Annotated in this window: 12 protein-coding genes; 3 read left to right on the forward strand and 9 right to left on the reverse strand. The window is 70.1% G+C overall.

Going from position 1 to position 16,156, the window contains the following annotated elements; all coding sequences use genetic code 11:
• Positions 1-82: 82 nt before the first annotated feature.
• The 4 genes from ACIBH4_RS02085 to ACIBH4_RS02100 form a co-directional block, all read right to left on the reverse strand.
• A complete protein-coding gene (locus tag ACIBH4_RS02085; RefSeq protein WP_362763433.1) occupies positions 83-1,003 on the reverse strand; it encodes an endonuclease/exonuclease/phosphatase family protein in 921 nt (306 codons plus the stop codon).
• Between the two features lie 114 nt (positions 1,004-1,117).
• Positions 1,118-1,666, reverse strand: a complete 549-nt coding sequence (locus ACIBH4_RS02090) for a hypothetical protein (protein ID WP_362511883.1) — start codon at positions 1,664-1,666, stop codon at positions 1,118-1,120.
• 378 nt (positions 1,667-2,044) lie between these two features.
• The gene (locus ACIBH4_RS02095) at positions 2,045-2,614 is read right to left on the reverse strand and encodes a GNAT family N-acetyltransferase (protein ID WP_362763430.1); all 570 of its coding nucleotides are present in this window, start codon (positions 2,612-2,614) and stop codon (positions 2,045-2,047) included.
• A gap of 517 nt (positions 2,615-3,131) precedes the next feature.
• Positions 3,132-4,163 carry a LacI family DNA-binding transcriptional regulator gene (locus ACIBH4_RS02100; protein WP_362511889.1) on the reverse strand — a complete coding sequence of 344 codons (1,032 nt, stop codon included), beginning with the start codon at positions 4,161-4,163 and terminating at the stop codon, positions 3,132-3,134.
• A 448-nt stretch (positions 4,164-4,611) separates the two neighbouring features.
• Between ACIBH4_RS02100 and rhaI the strand changes: the two genes are divergently transcribed.
• From rhaI to ACIBH4_RS02115, 3 genes are read left to right on the forward strand one after another with little or no spacing between them, the layout of a single operon-like run.
• Entirely contained in the window at positions 4,612-5,793 is a 1,182-nt protein-coding gene (gene rhaI, locus ACIBH4_RS02105; protein ID WP_362763428.1) for an L-rhamnose isomerase, read from the forward strand.
• Between the two features lies 1 nt (position 5,794).
• A complete protein-coding gene (locus ACIBH4_RS02110; protein WP_362763426.1) occupies positions 5,795-7,843 on the forward strand; it encodes a bifunctional aldolase/short-chain dehydrogenase in 2,049 nt (682 codons plus the stop codon).
• Positions 7,844-7,851: 8 nt separating this feature from the next.
• Positions 7,852-9,318, forward strand: a complete 1,467-nt coding sequence (locus ACIBH4_RS02115) for a rhamnulokinase family protein (protein ID WP_362512320.1) — start codon at positions 7,852-7,854, stop codon at positions 9,316-9,318.
• 43 nt (positions 9,319-9,361) lie between these two features.
• Here the strand turns inward: ACIBH4_RS02115 and ACIBH4_RS02120 are convergent, their stop codons facing one another.
• From ACIBH4_RS02120 to ACIBH4_RS02140, 5 genes are all read right to left on the reverse strand, one after another.
• The gene (locus ACIBH4_RS02120) at positions 9,362-11,389 is read right to left on the reverse strand and encodes a beta-galactosidase (RefSeq protein WP_362511898.1); all 2,028 of its coding nucleotides are present in this window, start codon (positions 11,387-11,389) and stop codon (positions 9,362-9,364) included.
• A gap of 127 nt (positions 11,390-11,516) precedes the next feature.
• A complete protein-coding gene (locus ACIBH4_RS02125) occupies positions 11,517-12,713 on the reverse strand; it encodes a glycoside hydrolase family 43 protein (protein ID WP_362511901.1) in 1,197 nt (398 codons plus the stop codon).
• A 49-nt stretch (positions 12,714-12,762) separates the two neighbouring features.
• Positions 12,763-14,112, reverse strand: coding sequence for an extracellular solute-binding protein (locus tag ACIBH4_RS02130; protein WP_362763423.1), 1,350 nt, complete (start codon positions 14,110-14,112; stop codon positions 12,763-12,765).
• 55 nt (positions 14,113-14,167) lie between these two features.
• Positions 14,168-15,028 (reverse strand): carbohydrate ABC transporter permease, encoded by an 861-nt coding sequence (locus tag ACIBH4_RS02135; protein ID WP_362763420.1) that lies wholly within the window; start codon positions 15,026-15,028, stop codon positions 14,168-14,170.
• A complete protein-coding gene (locus ACIBH4_RS02140) occupies positions 15,025-15,867 on the reverse strand; it encodes a sugar ABC transporter permease (protein ID WP_362511909.1) in 843 nt (280 codons plus the stop codon). The genes ACIBH4_RS02135 and ACIBH4_RS02140 overlap by 4 nt, the downstream gene beginning before the upstream one ends.
• Positions 15,868-16,156 lie beyond the last annotated feature (289 nt).

Here is a 16,156-nt window from a genome sequence, read left to right on the forward strand (position 1 = left end):
AGAGAAACCCGGCACCCGCGTACGTACGGCCGCGCACACGCACGGGTCCTGCCCGTCATGATCCGGCTCCCGGGCTTCGGCCTCAGCGGCCGAGGTGCACCTTGACATAGATGGGCTTGTGGTCGGAGACGGCGGCATCCTGCGCCACATGACACCGGGTCACGCTTCCCTTGGGGGCGAAAAGGTAGTCGAGCTTGCGCTTCACGACGCCGCCGTCCTCGCGCACGTGCTTCTCGGTCCACCGTCCGTCGCGGCGACCGCGCTGGTCGCACTCGGCGTAGGCCGCGTAGACGGGAACCAGGACGCGTCTCTTCGCAGCGGTGCTCTGACCGCTGTCCGGCGGGGCCAGGTTGAGATCCCCGCCGAAGACGGTACGGTAACCGGGCTTGGACACCACCGCCAGCAACTCCTTGACCTGCCTGGTCCGGAAGGGAGCTTCGGGCTTCGCGTCGTCGTAGGACAGGCTGGAGCTGAGGTGGGTGCCGCAGAGGTTGACTCTCCTGGCCGGGACCATGGCGCAGAGCGCCATGCGCTTGGCGTACCACGGCGGGGAGGTCAGCCCGTGCTCCTGGAAGGTGGCTGCGTGATCGGCGACCGCGACGGTGACGGATATATCGCCCCGAGAAAGCCCTTGCCGGTCAGGCACGCAGCCCTTCGATGAGCCGTCCCTCAAGGTGAGAATCGACGACCGTACGGTCCAGGCGCGCCCGGTCTGTTGCTCAAGCAGGCTCTCCAGCACCGCCGTCCCACCCGAGCAGAACTCCTGAAGGAAGATCACATCCGGCTTGATCGGCTGGGTGGTCGCGTACCGGCCGACCTGCGCGGCCACCTCCCTCATGCTCCTGCCGTAGAGGGGACAACCGGCATTGGTACCCGCGCAGACGTTCCAGCTCATCACCGAGATGACGGAGGACGGCGCGCGAGCCTCCGCCCGCCCCGCGTGGAGAGGGATCGTCGCGACCACCAGAGCGGTGGCCGTCGCCATCGACTTCCTTGTGATCATGACTGTCCATTGAAGCACTTTTGGACGGATACCTGGGGAATTCCAGCACCCGTACGGAGGTGGGAGACCAAACCGCCCCGACGGCAGGCGGATGCGAAGGATCCCCCTCAGAGGTCAGCCGGTGACGGAGATGGTCCAGGTCTTCTGGCAGCTGGAGCCGAACACACCGGTGTCGCAGCCCTTGACGTTCCAGCGGTAGCCGCTGTTGGTACGGATACGCGTGTAGGAGCGTCCCCGGGTGCCGCCGATGAAGTCCTCCTGGGCGCCGTTCGGGTCGGCGGCACTGGTCCAGCGCACAAGGAACTTGTCGAAGGCACGATCGGTCGTGCGCCAGTCGAAGTAGGCGTAGCCGTTGTTCGACCAGGCGGCCACCACCAGGTTGGGGCCGTTCTTGGGGGACCAGGCCATCTGACCGCGGGCGAACGTCTGGCGGCGGCCTGCCCAGCCGACGTTGTTCTGGTAGATGTCGCGTTCTGACGTGGTCGGGCAGCCGAGCTTGCCGTTCTCGCCGCCGAGCTGTGCCCAGCGGGCACCGATGAGACCGTACGGCTGGATGCCGCAGCCGCTCGCCCGGGTGGTCTCGGCGTGGGCGGGGAGGGCGACGGACAGGGCCGCGGCCGAGGCGAGGGCGGTGGTCACCGAGAGGATCGCGCGACGGTTCATGGTGGACTCCTGGAAGGTGAGACCCGCCGTTCTGCTCGCTGCGGGCGTCGTGCCTCCAGTGATACGGCGCCCCGCTTACCGGAGGCTTGAGCGCCGCCTACGGAGGCTTGCGGACCGCGATCACAAGGCGCCCGCTTGCGAGGTTCCGCTCCGCGGATCAGTGCCGTGTTCCTGAAGATCGACGTTCCTGAAGATCGACGCTGATCAGACGCGCACCGGGGTCGAGGCGATGGCCATGGCGCCGACCCCGGTTCCGGAGGTCCTATGGCGGAAGCCGCCCGTCAGCTGAGGAGCAGCTGCCGCGAACAGACCCGAGAGGAAAAACCTCGAGGTACGACCTGTTCATCCATCATGCGACCGGCAAGACGGCTCACATGATTACTTGTCCTGGCCTCGTCGCTCCCACTCGGCCCGGGTGAGTTCGTACTCGACCTCACCGTGTTCGGAACCTTCGATGGCCTCCGGCCAGTCTCCGGTGAAGCTTCGGACGAACGACAGGCCCGCCTTCTCCATCACTCGCCGGGATCCCGTATTGACCGCCATGGTGTTCGCGGTCACCCGTTCCACCCCGAGGCCGGTGAACCCCCTGTGGATCAGGGCTCGCGACCCTTCCGTGGCATAGCCGTCGCCCCAGGCGGCCTTGTGCAGACGGTAGCCGAGTTCGACCACGGCGGGGCTGTGGTCGACCAGGGGCCTGAACTCGAACCAGCCCAGAAAGACGCCGCCAATCTTCTCCTCCGCGGCCCAGTAGCCACGGGTCCCGAAGCACGGGTGAACATGCAGGAGCCGTGGCAGGCTTCGCGTCTGGATCGTCTCTAGACTCGTCGGCCGGCCGCCGTTGATGAAGCGCATGACGTCGGGATCGTTGTCCAGCGCGAGAAGGTGCTCGGTGTCGGCCTCGGTGAACGGCCGCAGCACGAGCCGCTCGGTCTCAAGGAAGGCGGGCATGCCGCGATCCTAACCACCGGAGATCATGCGGCGGGTCGACGAGAGGCGGCGCGGATTTCCGGACGTTTGGCGGGTGGCGGCGCTGCCCTGTGAACTCGTCTGGGCGACGACCTGGGAAGACGCGGCGAATGCCGAGATAGCGCCCCGAGTCGGGCTGCCACGGCTGCCCGTCGTGAACTGGCGGAGTCAAGCGGTCGGCATGAACGTGAAGACCAGTGGTTCGGGCTCTGCTGGAAGACCCGGACCCTGGTGGACTGGGCGAACGGACGTCCCTTCGCCTGGGTCGACGACGAGATCACCGACGCCGACAGGGAGTGGGTCTCCAGGCACCATGGCGGCCGGGCTCTCCTCCACCGTGTGGAGTCATACCGGGGGCTCACCGGCGAAGACTTCGCAGCCCTCGATCAATGGCTTCGAGCCCTGTAAGTCACCGAAGCTTTTCGCATGTCCAGGGGACTGGAAGATCCGTGCCGGGGTCGTGCCATCGCCCGGCTAGCGATATTTCCGCCTCAGTGGTTCATACGGAACGGTCGTGGTCGCTGGACGCCCGGATCACCAATTCCGGCTGGAAGACGACGTGCCGGTGGCTGTGCCGCCCCCCGTCGAGCGACTCCGCCTCCTCCAGGAGCAGTTCGGCGGCCGTGCGGCCGAGCTGGGCGCGCGGCTGGCGTACCGAACTCAGCGGCACGGCGGCCGCGGCGGCGAACTCTATGTCGTCGTAGCCCACCAGCGCGATGTCCTCGGGCACCCGGATGCCGTGCGCGGTCAGGCCCTGCAGCACGCCGAGCGCGACCAGGTCGTTGGCGCAGAAGATGGCGGTCGGCCGCTCGCCCACCGGCCGCGCGGCGAGATCGTTGGCGGCCTGGCGTCCTGCGGCGACCGACAGGCTGAGGGTCTCGTAGGTCTCCAGCTTCACGTCCTGGCCCCGTTCCGCGAGGGCGGCGGCGGCGCCGGCCCGCCGGTCGGCCACCTGCCGGATCGAGAGCGGGCCGCCGACGTACACGATCCGCCGGTGGCCGCGGTCGGCCAGGTGGTCGGCGGCCACCCGGCCCCCCGTGATGTCGTCGACGGAGACCGAGCAGCGGCTCGGATGGCCGGACCCGCGGTCGACCAGCACCACGGGGATGCGGTGGTCCACGAAGGCGTCCAGGCGGGGGTGTCGGCCGTCGGGGACCGGTGTGATGAGCAGTCCCTGCACCCGCTGCTCCTTGAGCATGTCGAGGTGGCGGCCCTCGCGCTCGGCGTCCTCCCCGCTGTTGCAGACGATGAGCATCCCGCCCGCGTTCTCCACCACCTCCTCCGCGCCTCGGATCACATCGGTGAAGAAGGGGTTGGACACGTCGAGGACGACGATCGCGATGGTACGGCTACGCCCGACCCGCAGCTGACGGGCGGAGTCGTTGCGCACGTAGCCCAGCTTCTCGATCGCGTCGAGCACTCGCTGACGGGTAGCGGGTGAGACCATGTCGGGCCGGTTGAGCACGTTGCTGACCGTCCCGAGTGACACGCTCGCGTACTTCGCCACTTCCTTGATGTTGGCGGATGCCATTTTCCCCTCAACCGGTAAGCGTCAATCTGGCGCGCCGACAGTGATGGCTCTGCCCGGCCGGTCCAGTAAATGAAACGTACCAGTGCAGTGGCCGCGCACCTACCGGCGCCGCGGGTGCCGTACGGCCTCCGGTGAGTGACAGTACGAGTATGCGGCATGGCGGGTCCGAGTGCCGACTAATCGCCCATTCCCCCTCGTGAGAAGGGTAGCGAGGGCGGCGTGTCCTTGACCCCGCGGAACGCGCGGCATATTCTCCCAGCATGCTGTGTGAAACGTTTCATGAACCCAGGTGTGAGAGGTGGCGTGGGCTGGACCCACCGCGCCCTCAGGGCGAGAACCGCCCGGACGCGGACCGACGCCGACACGCAGCCATCCGGCCCGGGACCCGGGCCCCGCTCAACGCGGCCGGCCGGCATGACCACCTCGACGACCAACTGGAAGGCCGACCATGACCGAGATCGCCCCCGCCACGCGTGCGCGGGTCCTGGCCGCGCTGCGCGCGCAGCGTATCGAGACGCCCTCCTGGGCTTTCGGCAACTCCGGGACCCGTTTCAAGGTGTTCACGCCGCAGGGCGTTCCCCGGGATCCGTACGAGAAGATCGCCGACGCGGCGACGGTGCATCGTTTCACCGGGGTGGCTCCGAGCGTCGCCCTGCACATCCCCTGGGACAAGGTCGCCGACTACCCGGCCCTGGCCGGGTACGCCAAGGACCTCGGCGTCGGAATCGGCACGATCAACGCCAACGTCTTCCAGGACGACGACTACCGCCTGGGATCGGTCACCAACCCGGACCCGGCCATACGGCGCAAGGCGATCGGCCACCTCATCGAGTGCGTCGACGTGATGGACGCGACCGGATCGCGGGATCTCAAGTTGTGGTTCTCCGACGGCACCAACTACCCGGGGCAGGACAGCGCCCGGGACCGGCAGGACAGGCTCGCGGCGGCGCTGCGGGCGGCCTACGACCGGCTGGCCGCCGACCAGCGCCTGCTGCTGGAGTACAAGCTCTTCGAACCGGCCTTCTACCTGACCGACGTCCCCGACTGGGGCACCGCCTACGCGCACTGCCTGGAGCTGGGCGACCGGGCCCAGGTGGTGATCGACACCGGCCACCACGCGCCGGGCGTGAACGTCGAGTTCATCGTGGCGTTCCTGCTCCGGGCCGGGCGGCTGGGCGGGTTCGACTTCAACTCGCGGTTCTACGCCGACGACGACCTGATGGCGGGCGCCGCCAACCCGTTCGAGCTGTTCCGCATCATGCACGAGATCGTGCAGGCGGACGCGCTCCGCCCGTCGTACGGCATCGCGTACATGCTGGACCAGTGCCACAACATCGAGCCGAAGGTGGAGGCGGTCATCCGGTCCGTGCTGAACGTGCAGGAGGCGACCGCGAAGGCGCTCCTGGTCGACGTCGACGCGCTGACCACGGCGCAGCGGGCCGGTGACGTACTGGACGCCAACGCGGTGCTGATGGACGCCTACCACACCGACGTCCGGCCGCTCCTGCGCGACCTGCGCGCCGAGATGGGCCTGGACCCCGACCCGGTCGCCGCCTACCGGCGGTCGGGCTACCTGGAGAAGGTGCGGGCCGAGCGGGTCGGCGGCGAACAAGCGGGCTGGGGGGCCTGACATGTCGACATCGCCTGAGACGACACCGGTAGCGGACCTCATCGCCCGGTCGAACCGGCTCGGCGCCGATCCGCGCAACACCAACTACGCCGGGGGCAACACCTCGGCCAAGGGCTCGGCGGACGACCCCGTGACGGGCGATCCGGTCGAACTGCTGTGGGTGAAGGGTTCCGGCGGCGACCTCGGCACACTGACCCCGGCGGGGCTCGCGGTGCTCCGGCTGGACCGGCTGCGCGCGCTGGCCGGCAACTATCCCGGCGTCGAGCGCGAGGACGAGTGCGTCGCCGCGCTCGACTACTGCCGGCACGGTCACGGCGGGGCCGCCCCGTCGATCGACACCGCGATGCACGGCCTGCTCGACGCGGCGCACGTCGACCACCTGCACCCCGACTCGGGCATCGCGATCGCGACCGCCGCCGACGGCCCGGCGCTCACCAAGGAGATCTTCGGCGACCGGGTGGTCTGGGTGCCGTGGCGGCGGCCCGGGTTCCAGCTCGGCCTGGACATCGCCGCCACGGCCCGCGCCCACCCGCAGGCCATCGGTGTCATCCTCGGCGGGCACGGCATCACCGCGTGGGGGGCCACCGCCGAGGAGTGCGCGGCGCACTCGCTGGAGATCATCCAGCGGGCGGGCGACTTCCTCGCCGAACGAGGGCGGCCGGAGCCGTTCGGGCCGGCGCTGCCCGGCTTCGCCGCGCTGCCCGACGGGGAGCGGCGGGCGCGGGCGGCGGCGCTCGCGCCGGTGATCCGCGGCCTGGCCTCCACCGACCGGCCCCAGGTCGGCCACTTCACCGACGCCGACGTGGTCCTGGACTTCCTCGCCCGCGAGGCACACCCCCGGCTCGCCGCGCTCGGCACGTCCTGTCCCGACCACTTCCTGCGGACCAAGGTCCGGCCGCTGGTGCTCGACCTGCCCCCGGACGCCCCGCCGGCGGAGGCGGTGGCCCGGCTCCGGGAGCTGCACGCCGCCTACCGCCGCGACTACCAGGACTACTACCAGCGGTACGCCGACCCGGAATCGCCGCCGATGCGCGGCGCCGACCCGGCGATCGTGCTGGTCCCCGGTGTCGGCATGTTCAGCTTCGGCGCAGACAAGCAGACCGCCCGGGTGGCGGGCGAGTTCTACGTCAACGCGATCAACGTCATGCGCGGCGCCGAGGCCGTCTCCACGTACGCGCCGATCGACGAGCGGGAGAAGTTCCGGATCGAGTACTGGGCCCTGGAAGAGGCCAAGCTGCGCCGGATGCCCCCGCCCCGGCCGCTGGCCGCGCGGGTGGCGTTCGTGACCGGCGGCGGGTCCGGCATCGGCCGGGCGACCGCCCGCCGCCTGGCCGCCGAGGGTGCCTGCGTGGTGGTCGCCGACCGCGACGGCGCCGCCGCCCAGGCGGCGGCGCGGGAGATCGGCGGGACCGACGTCGCGGTCGCCGTGGCGGCCGATGTCACCGACGCCGAGGCGGTGACGGCGGCGCTGCGCGAGGCGGTGCTGGCTTTCGGCGGGGTGGACCTGGTGGTCAACAACGCCGGTCTGTCCATCTCCAAGCCGCTGCTCGACACCACCGAGCACGACTGGGACCTGCAGCACGACGTGATGGCCAAGGGCTCCTTCCTGGTCTCCCGGGAGGCGGCGCGGGTCATGGTCGCGCAGGACATGGGCGGGGACATCGTCTACATCTCCAGCAAGAACGCCGTCTTCGCCGGTCCGAACAACGTGGCCTACGGCGCCGCCAAGGCGGACCAGGCCCACCAGGTACGGCTGCTCGCCGCCGAACTGGGCGCGCACGGCATCCGGGTCAACGGCGTCAACCCCGACGGGGTGGTGCGCGGCTCGGGAATCTTCGCGGGCGGCTGGGGCGCCAGGCGGGCGGCCGTGTACGGCGTGCCCGAGTCGGAACTGGGCGCCTACTACGCCCAGCGCACCCTGCTCAAGCGGGAGGTCCTGCCGGAGCACGTGGCAGGCGCCGTCTTCGTCCTGACCGCCGGGGAACTCTCCCACACCACCGGGCTGCACATCCCGGTCGACGCCGGCGTCGCCGCCGCGTTCCTCCGGTAGTGGCCGTCGTGCAGCCGGCCGTGGTCGCCGCCGTGGACCTGGGCGCCTCCAGCGGCCGGGTGATGGTGGGCAGGGTGGGCAGGAACGACCTCGGCCTCACCGCCGTCCACCGGTTCGCGAACGAACCGGTGGACGTGCGGGGCACCCTGCACTGGAACATCCTGGGTCTGTACGGCGAGGTGCTCGCGGGCCTGCGCGCCGCCCTGGACGCCCATCCCGGCCTGGTCGGCGTGGGCATCGACTCGTGGGGCTGCGACTTCGGCCTGCTCGGCCGGGACGGCCGCCTGCTCGGCAGCCCGGTGCACTACCGGGACCGGCGCACCGACGGCGTCATGGCGGAGGTGACCGAGCGACTCGGCCCGGACCACCTGTACCAGGTGACCGGGTTGCAGATGTTGCCGTTCAACACCGTCTACCAGCTGGTGGCGGCCCAGCGGCTGGGCCTGCTCGACGCCGCGCGGACCATGCTGCTCATTCCCGACCTGCTGGCCTACTGGCTCACCGGCGAGATCGGGGCCGAGGTCACCAACGCCTCCACCACCCAGCTCCTGGACGTGCGCCAACGTGGCTGGGCGCGCGACCTCGTGGAACGGCTGGGGCTGCCGGGCCGCCTGCTCCCCCGCCTGCGGGAGCCGGGCGAGCCCGCAGGGACGCTGCCGCCGGAGGTGCTGGGCGGCGCCGGGCCCGGGCGGCCGATCCCGGTCACCGTGGTCGGCTCGCACGACACCGCCTCGGCCGTCGCCGGGGTGCCGGCCCGGGACGAGCGGTTCCTGTACATCTCCTGCGGCACCTGGTCGCTGGTGGGCGTGGAACTGCGGCGGCCGGTGCTCACCGAGGCCAGCCGCCTGGCCAACTTCAGCAACGAGTCCGGCGTGGACGGCACGATCCGCTACCTGCGCAACGTCATGGGCCTGTGGCTGCTCCAGGAGTCGATGCGGACCTGGGCGGCGGCCGGTTCGGGGCAGGACCTGACGGCGCTCCTGGCCGCCGCGGCGGACGTGCCGCCCTTCGTCTCGGTGGTCGACTGCGACGACCCCGCGTTCCTCCCGCCCGGCGACATGCCGGCCCGGATCGCCGAGATCTGCCGCCGCACCGGCCAGCCGGTTCCCGGCACTCCGGCCGAATTCGTCCGTTGCGTCCTCGACAGCCTGGCGCTGGCCTACCGGCGTACCGCCCGCCAGGCCTGCGAGCTGTCCGGGCAGGAGGTCGACGTGATCCACGTGGTCGGGGGTGGCGCCCGCAACGCCCTGCTCTGCCAGCTGACCGCCGACGCCTGCGGGCTGCCCGTACTGGCGGGACCGGTGGAGGCGACGGCGCTGGGCAACGTCCTGGTACAGGCGCGGGCCGTCGGCGCGATCGACGGCGGCCTGGCCGAGCTGCGGTCGCTGGTCGCCCGCAAGGCCGACATCGTCCGGTACGAGCCGCGCGGCCACGAGGCGGCCTGGGCGGCGGCCGAGCGCGGGCTGGCCGGCTGACCGGCCGGCCCGCGCCCGACCGGCGGCCGAGCCCGGGCCGCGGCTAGCTCGCCGGTCGGCGCAGCACCAGAACCCCGCGGCCGGGCACGATCGGGGCCCCGCCCGGCGTCGTCCCCCCGACGAGCACCTCTCCGTCGAGGCCGGCCGCCGTCACGTCCTGGTCGGTCCGGTTGACCAGGAACCAGAACCGGTGGTCGCCGTCACCGCGCACCGCCAGCTCGACCCGGCCGTCGAGGTCGGCCACCTCGCCGCGCACCCCGGCATGCGCGAGGATCGGGTCCAGGAGCCGCCGGAGCCCGCCCACGCCGAGCCGGGTCGAGACGTAGGTCGCGGAACCGCCCCCGGAGGTCCGCCGGGTGATCGCGGGCCGCCCCGCCTGCTCGCCGTCGAGATAGCGGGCCAGCACCGCCACGGCCGGGTCGGACACCTCGATGTGGTCGGTCCAGAGGGTTCCGGTGAGACCGCCGTCCAGCGCCACGGCCTCCTCCTCCAGCAGCGGCGCGAACTCCTCCACCCGGATGCCGAGCAGGTCGCGCAGCGCGCCGGGGAAGGGGCCCGGCCAGAAGTGGTCGTGCTCGTCGACGATGCCGGAGAAGTACGTGGTGACCAGGTGACCCCCACCGGCCACGTACGCCGTCAGCCGCTCGGCCAGCCCGGCGGGGACGACGTGCAGGACCGGCGCGATCACCAGGTCGTACCCGCCGAAGTCGCGGTGGACGGGGAGCACGTCCACCCGGGTGCCGGCCGCCAGGAAGGCGGAGTACCAGTCCAGCGCCTCCTGCCGGTAGTCCAGCAGGGAACTCGGATGGGAGTCGAGCTCGCTCACCCACCAGGACTCCCAGTCGTAGAGGACGGCCACCCGGGCGGGCAGCCGGTCGGACCCGGCCACGGGGGCGAGCGTCTCCAGCGTGCGGCCGAGCGCGGTGACCGCCCGGAACAGCTCGCTGTCGCGCCCCGCCTGGGGCAGCATCGCCGAATGGTACTTCTCCGCCCCGGCGCCGGACTGCCGCCACTGGAAGAAGCACACCGCGTCGGCCCCGTGCGCCACGTGCGTGAGGGCGTCGCGGGCCAGCTCGCCGGGGCGCTTGGTCACGTTCACGTGCTGCCAGTTGACGGCGCTGGTGGAGTGCTCCATCAGGAACCAGGGCCGCCCGCCTGCGATGTTGCCGATCAGGTTGGCGGAGAAGGACAGCTCGTCGAAGTCCTGCGGGCCGGGCCTGCGGTAGTGGTCGTTGGCGACGAAGTCCACCTCGGCCGCCCAGCCGGCGTAGTCCAGCGCGCTCACCTGGCCGGTGACCATGAAGTTGGTGGTCACCGGCACGTCCGGCGTGACCTCGCGCAGCACGTCCCGCTCGGCCCGCAGATAGTCCCTGAGCGCGTCGGAGGAGAACCGTTTGAAGTCCAGTTGCTGCGTCGGGTTGAGGTGGGCGGCGGCCAGCCGCGGCGGCAGGATCTGGTCCCAGTCGCCGTACCGCTGGGACCAGAACGCGGTGCCCCACGCCTGGTTGAGGCGGTCCAGGGTGGCGTAACGGCGCTGGAGCCAGGCGCGGAAGGCGTGCGCGGCGTCCGCGGAGTAGTCGTAGGCGTTGTGGCAGCCGAGCTCGTTCGACACGTGCCAGGCCACCAGGGCGGGATGCCGCGCGTACCGGTCCGCCATGACGCGGACCAGGCGCAGCGCGTGCTCGCGGAAGACCGGGGAGGTCGGCCGCCAGTGCTGCCTGGCGCCCGGCCACACGGTCCGGCCGAGCCGGTCGACCGGCAGGATCTCCGGGTGCGCGGCGGTGAGCCAGGGGGGCGGCGAGGCGGTGGCGGTGGCGAGGTCGACCGCGATGCCGTTCTCGGCCATCAGGTCCATGACCTCGTCCAGCCAGCCGAAGTCCCATTCGTCCGCGGCGGGCTGGAGACGGGACCAGGAGAAGATCGCGAGGGAGACGATGGTGACTCCTGCCTCGCGCATCGCCGCGACATCGTCCAGCCAGACCTCGCGCGGCCACTGCTCCGGGTTGTAGTCGGCGCCGTACGCCAGCCGGGGCCGGTCGGAATCCGTCGGCCAGCGGAACCATCCAGTCACTGTGTGGGCCCTTCATGGTGCGTCGTGTCGGAAGACGGCTCGAACCCGGCCGCCTGTGGGCGGCCGGGTCCGGGAGTCTCATGGGTCCCGGTGTCCGGCAGATTCTGCCGTCACCGGTCGGGACAGGCTAGGAAGGGGGCCAGACCCAGGACGACGCGGGGTTGCCGTCGATGTCGGTCCGCTGCCGCGCCACGTCGAGGGTGCGGCCGGTCGCCTTCATCTCGTAGATCTCGGTGCGGATGCTGGCGCCGCGGTTCATGTTGTTGTGCAGGGCCATCATGATCGCGCCCTGCGCGCCCGGGTGGTCGGCGAAGGTGCGGAACAGCATGGAGTGCCCCTTGTTCTCGGTGATCACGACGTCCTCCTGTGCCCAGGGGCCCTTGAGGTCACCGGACTTGGAACGGGCGAGCGTCACCACGTACTCGTTGTTGTGCTTGCGGTAGCTCGTCCAGAACATCAGCAGTTCGCCGTTGTTGGTGCGGAAGAACGACGGGCCGTCGGTCACGTACGGGGGCAGCTGGACGGCGTTGACCGTGCCCTCCTGGTAGTACCACGGGGCGTCCGAGCCCTTGAACAGGTAGATCGGGTCACCCTCGCCGCGGCCGGTGAGGTTGCCGTTCGCGTCCCGCTCCAGGCGGATGGCCTCGATGGTGCCGTCGATCTTCTGGATCCACTCGTGGGCGTAGACCATCCACGGCTGGCCCTGCGGGTCGACGTACAGGGTCCCGTCCAGCGTCATGAAGTTCGACGGGGCGACCGGCGAGTCCAGGTTGAGCAGCTGGAACGGTCCCATCGGGGAGTCGGCGGACGCGATGACCGTGCCCCGCCACTGCTGGTTCTGCCAGATCTGGCCGCAGTCGCCACAGGCCTGACCCTGGGTCGAGGCGGTGGCCAGCACCCGGTTGCGGTTGTGCAGGGTGGCGAACCAGTAGTACTTGCCGTTGTAGTACCAGGCCTCGGGCGCCCAGGCGCCCTCGGAGGTGTTGGCCCACGAGCCCGTCGGGTTGGTGAACACGGTGACCGCCGGACACCAGTTCACCAGGTCGATGCTCCGGCGGACCGTGGTGCCCTGGTAGAGGTAGTAGATGCCGCTGACCGGGTCGGGCATGATGAACGGGTCGTGGACCCGGATGTTCTTCAGCTCCTGGCTGGGCGTGCAGGGCAGGCTCTTGGCGACCTTCGCGCCGGGGGCGCCGGCGACGAGGTCGGTCTTGGTGGGGCTGACCGCCGAGGCGGCGCCGGGCGCCGCCACCGCGAGCCCGATGACGACCAGGGCGCTGGCCAGCACGCGGGGGAACTTACCGTGGATGATGCGTCTGATCACTGACTCGGATCTCCTTCTACTGACTTCTTGCGGGTGGGGGGTGTTCACGTCAGCCCCCCGCGACGGGGATCGACTGGGACTTGAGGGCGTCGATGGTGGACCGCTGTGCGGAGCCGAGCGCGTCGGCGAGGTTGCCCTTGCCTTCGATGGCGGCGGCGAAGCCGTCCCGCACGTCGCTGTAGGTCTGGGTCATGGTCGGGCCCCACGGGAAGTCGGGGTCCACGTTCGCGGCCGCCTCGGAGAAGATGCCGGAGATGTCCTGGCCGCCGTAGAAGTCCAGCGGCTTGGACAGGGCCGGCATCTGCTGGCCCTCGGCGGTGGCCGGGTAGAGACCGCCGTTCTCGTTGAGGGCCTGCAGGGCCTCCAGGTCGCTGTTGAGCCAGGTCGCGAACTTGGCCGCCTCGAACGGGTGCTTGGCCGAGCTGAGCACCGCCGTGGTGGAGCCGCCCCAGTTACCCGCCGCCTTCTGGCCGGCCGTCCACTGCGGCATCGTCGCCACCGCCCACTTGCCGGCGCTCTTGGGGGCGTTCTGCGCGATGAGGGCGTTGGCCCAGTACGGGCTGACCCAGGTCCAGATGTCCCCGGTCTCCAGCGCCTTCCACCACTCGTCGGACCAGGTGGCCATCGGCCGGGCCAGTTTCTCGTCCAGCATCCGCTGCCAGTACGTGGCCACCTGCTGTGACTCCGCACCGGTCAGGCTGACGGTCCACTGGTCGCCCGACACCGAGAACCAGCGGCCCCCGGCCTGCCAGATCTGGCCCAGGAACCAGTTCACGTCGCCGGAGGCGAAGTGGTGGATGTGGCCGCCCTCCTTGCTGATCACCTTGGCCGCCTCGTAGTACTCCTCCCAGGTGGTGGGCGGCTTGATCCCGGCCTTCTCGAACAGGTCGGCCCGGTAGTACATGCCGATCGGGCCGATGTCCTGCGGGATCGCGTAGATGCCGTCGGACTCCCCGAAGGTCACCTGCTGCCAGGTCCACGGGACGAACTTGTCCTTGACCTCCGGCACGCCCGCGCAGTCGGCCAGGTTCAGCAGGCCGTCCTGGAGGCGGAAGCTGGACAGGGAGTCGTACTCGATCTGGGTGAGGTCCGGCGCGTTGCCGGCCTTGATGCCGTTGAAGAAGTTCTGGTACGCGCCGTCCGGACCGGCGGGGCCGGTCACGAACTTCACCTGGATGTCGGGGTTCTTGGCGTTCCAGATGTCGATGACCTTGTCGATCCCCGGCACCCAGGAGTAGTACTCCAGCGTGACCGGGCCCTCGGTGGGCGCGCACTTGGACGGCGGCGCCGCCGCCTGCGACGCCTCACCGGTGCTTCCGCCGCTGCCGCAGGCGGCCGAGGCGAGGGCGAGTATGGCTGTCACGGCGCCGACGACGCCTCGTCTGATCCAGGGTTTCACGGGAGATCCTCTTTCTTTCTTTCCTTGCGAGGCTTCACACGAGGCCCGCGGCCGCTCACTTCAGGCCGCCCGCGGTCAGGCCCGACCGCCAGAAGCGCTGGAGAGAGAGGAAGGCGATGATGAGCGGCACGACCGAGACCGCGGCACCGACGATGACCAGCGTCCGGAGCTCGGGGGCCTGCTGGGTCGCCTGGCTGTTCCACGCGAACAGGCCAAGCGTCACGGGGAAGTACGACTCGTCGCGCAGCATGATCAGGGGCAGGAAGAAGTTGTTCCAGATCTGTACGAACTGGAACAGGAACACGGTGACCAGGCCGGGCGTCATGAGCGGCGCCGCGACCCGGAAGAAGATGCGCAGCTCGCCGTGCCCGTCCACCCGGGCCGCCTCCAGAAGTTCCTCGGGCACGCTGCCGGCCGCGTAGACCCGGCTGAGGTAGACCCCGAACGGGCTGACCAGGCTGGGCACCAGCACCGCGTAGTAGGTGTCGGCCATGCCGACCTCGCTGATCAGGAGGAACAGCGGCAGCGCGAGGGTGGTCACCGGGAGCAGCACCCCGCCGAGCACCATGTTGAAGATGAGCTCCCGGCCCGGGAAGCTGAACTTGGCCAGGGCGTACCCGGCCATCCCCGCGATGGCGGTCGCGCCGAGCGCCCCGACCCCGGCGTAGAGCAGGCTGTTCAGGATCCAGCGCAGGAAGAGCCCGTCCTTGAAGGTGAACAGGACGCCCAGGTTGTCCAGGAGCCGGAAGTCGGCGAACCAGAGCGGGTTGGTGGAGTTGAGGTCGGCCCTGCTCTTGCTCGCCGCGACCAGCAGCCACCAGAGCGGCACCAGCATGTACGCGGTGAACGCCACCATGATCAGCAGCGGCAGCAGCTTCTCGTGCGTCCGGGCGGGAGATCGGGTGGGCGAGGTCATGACGACGATCCCCTCTGGGTGATCCGGAGGAAGCCGAACGAGAGGGCGAACGTGGTGAGGGCCAGGACCACCGAGAAGGCGGCGGCGAGGTGGAAGTTGGGCACCACGGAGGTGCTGTAGACGACCAGGTTCGGGGTGTAGCTTCCGGTGACCGCCGTGGTCAGCGACCGGAAGACTTGCGGTTCGGTGAACAGTTGAAGCGTTCCAATGATCGAGAAGACACCCGTCAGCACGATGGCAGGGCGGACCATGGGCACCTTGATGGACAGGGCGATGCGGATCCGGCTCGCGCCGTCCAGACGCGCGGCTTCGTAGATCTCCTGCGGGATCGCCTTCAGGGCGGCGTAGATGATCAGCATGTTGTAGCCGGTGAACATCCAGGTGGTCACGTTGGCCAGGGACCAGAGGATCATCGGTCCCGACATGAACGCGATCCGCTCGGTGATCCAGTCGAAGGGTGACAGGGACGGCGAGTAGAGGAAACCCCAGATGATCGCCGCGATCACGCCGGGCACCGCGTACGGCGCGAAGTAGGCGAGCCGGAAGAAGCGCTTCAGGGGCAGCACGCCGGAGTCCAGCAGCAGGGCGAAGAGCAGGGCCAGACCCAGCATGACCGGCACCTGGACGGCCCCGAAGAGCAGGACCCGCCCGATGCTGTCGCGGAAGGCCTCGTTCTCGAAGACCCTGACATACTGCTCGAAGCCGCCGAAGACGATGTTCGGCCGGCCGAACGTGCCCTCCCGTTGCACCTTGAAGAAGGACTGGTAGACCGCGTAGGCGATGGGCGCGATATAGACGAGCAGGAACAGCAGGAGGAAGGGCAGGAGCAGCAGGGCCACCGCGCCGAGCGGCCGGTGCCCGCCCCTTGCGGGCGTGCGGGGCGTGTCCGTGCCTGCCTCGCCACCTTCCCGCCCCGCCGGTAGCGGAGCTCGGGTCGGTCTCCCTACCTCGGTCATGTCCACCGCGCCATCCGCTCTTCCCGTGTCCATGAATCGTTTCACTTAGGGTGCGAGTATCTTCTGCGCTACAACCGCATGTCAAGACATCACAAAACGGACTTTCGGCCCGGCGGAAATAGGGACGCCTTGTTAACGCGAGGTTTTCCCGCCGGTACCGAGCGTGCGAGCC

The sequence above is a fragment of the Streptosporangium sp. NPDC050284 genome (assembly GCF_044459525.1).
Classification (GTDB): domain Bacteria; phylum Actinomycetota; class Actinomycetes; order Streptosporangiales; family Streptosporangiaceae; genus Streptosporangium.

Coding starts and splice junctions, on each gene's coding strand:
- ACIBH4_RS02095 (WP_362763430.1), bottom strand. CDS start 2,614: ATGCCCGCCTTCCTTGAGACCGAGCGGCTCGTGCTGCGGCCGTTCACC.
- ACIBH4_RS02085 (WP_362763433.1), bottom strand. CDS start 1,003: ATGATCACAAGGAAGTCGATGGCGACGGCCACCGCTCTGGTGGTCGCG.
- ACIBH4_RS02100 (WP_362511889.1), bottom strand. CDS start 4,163: ATGGCATCCGCCAACATCAAGGAAGTGGCGAAGTACGCGAGCGTGTCA.
- ACIBH4_RS02135 (WP_362763420.1), bottom strand. CDS start 15,028: ATGACCTCGCCCACCCGATCTCCCGCCCGGACGCACGAGAAGCTGCTG.
- ACIBH4_RS02110 (WP_362763426.1), top strand. CDS start 5,795: ATGTCGACATCGCCTGAGACGACACCGGTAGCGGACCTCATCGCCCGG.
- rhaI (WP_362763428.1), top strand. CDS start 4,612: ATGACCGAGATCGCCCCCGCCACGCGTGCGCGGGTCCTGGCCGCGCTG.
- ACIBH4_RS02090 (WP_362511883.1), bottom strand. CDS start 1,666: ATGAACCGTCGCGCGATCCTCTCGGTGACCACCGCCCTCGCCTCGGCC.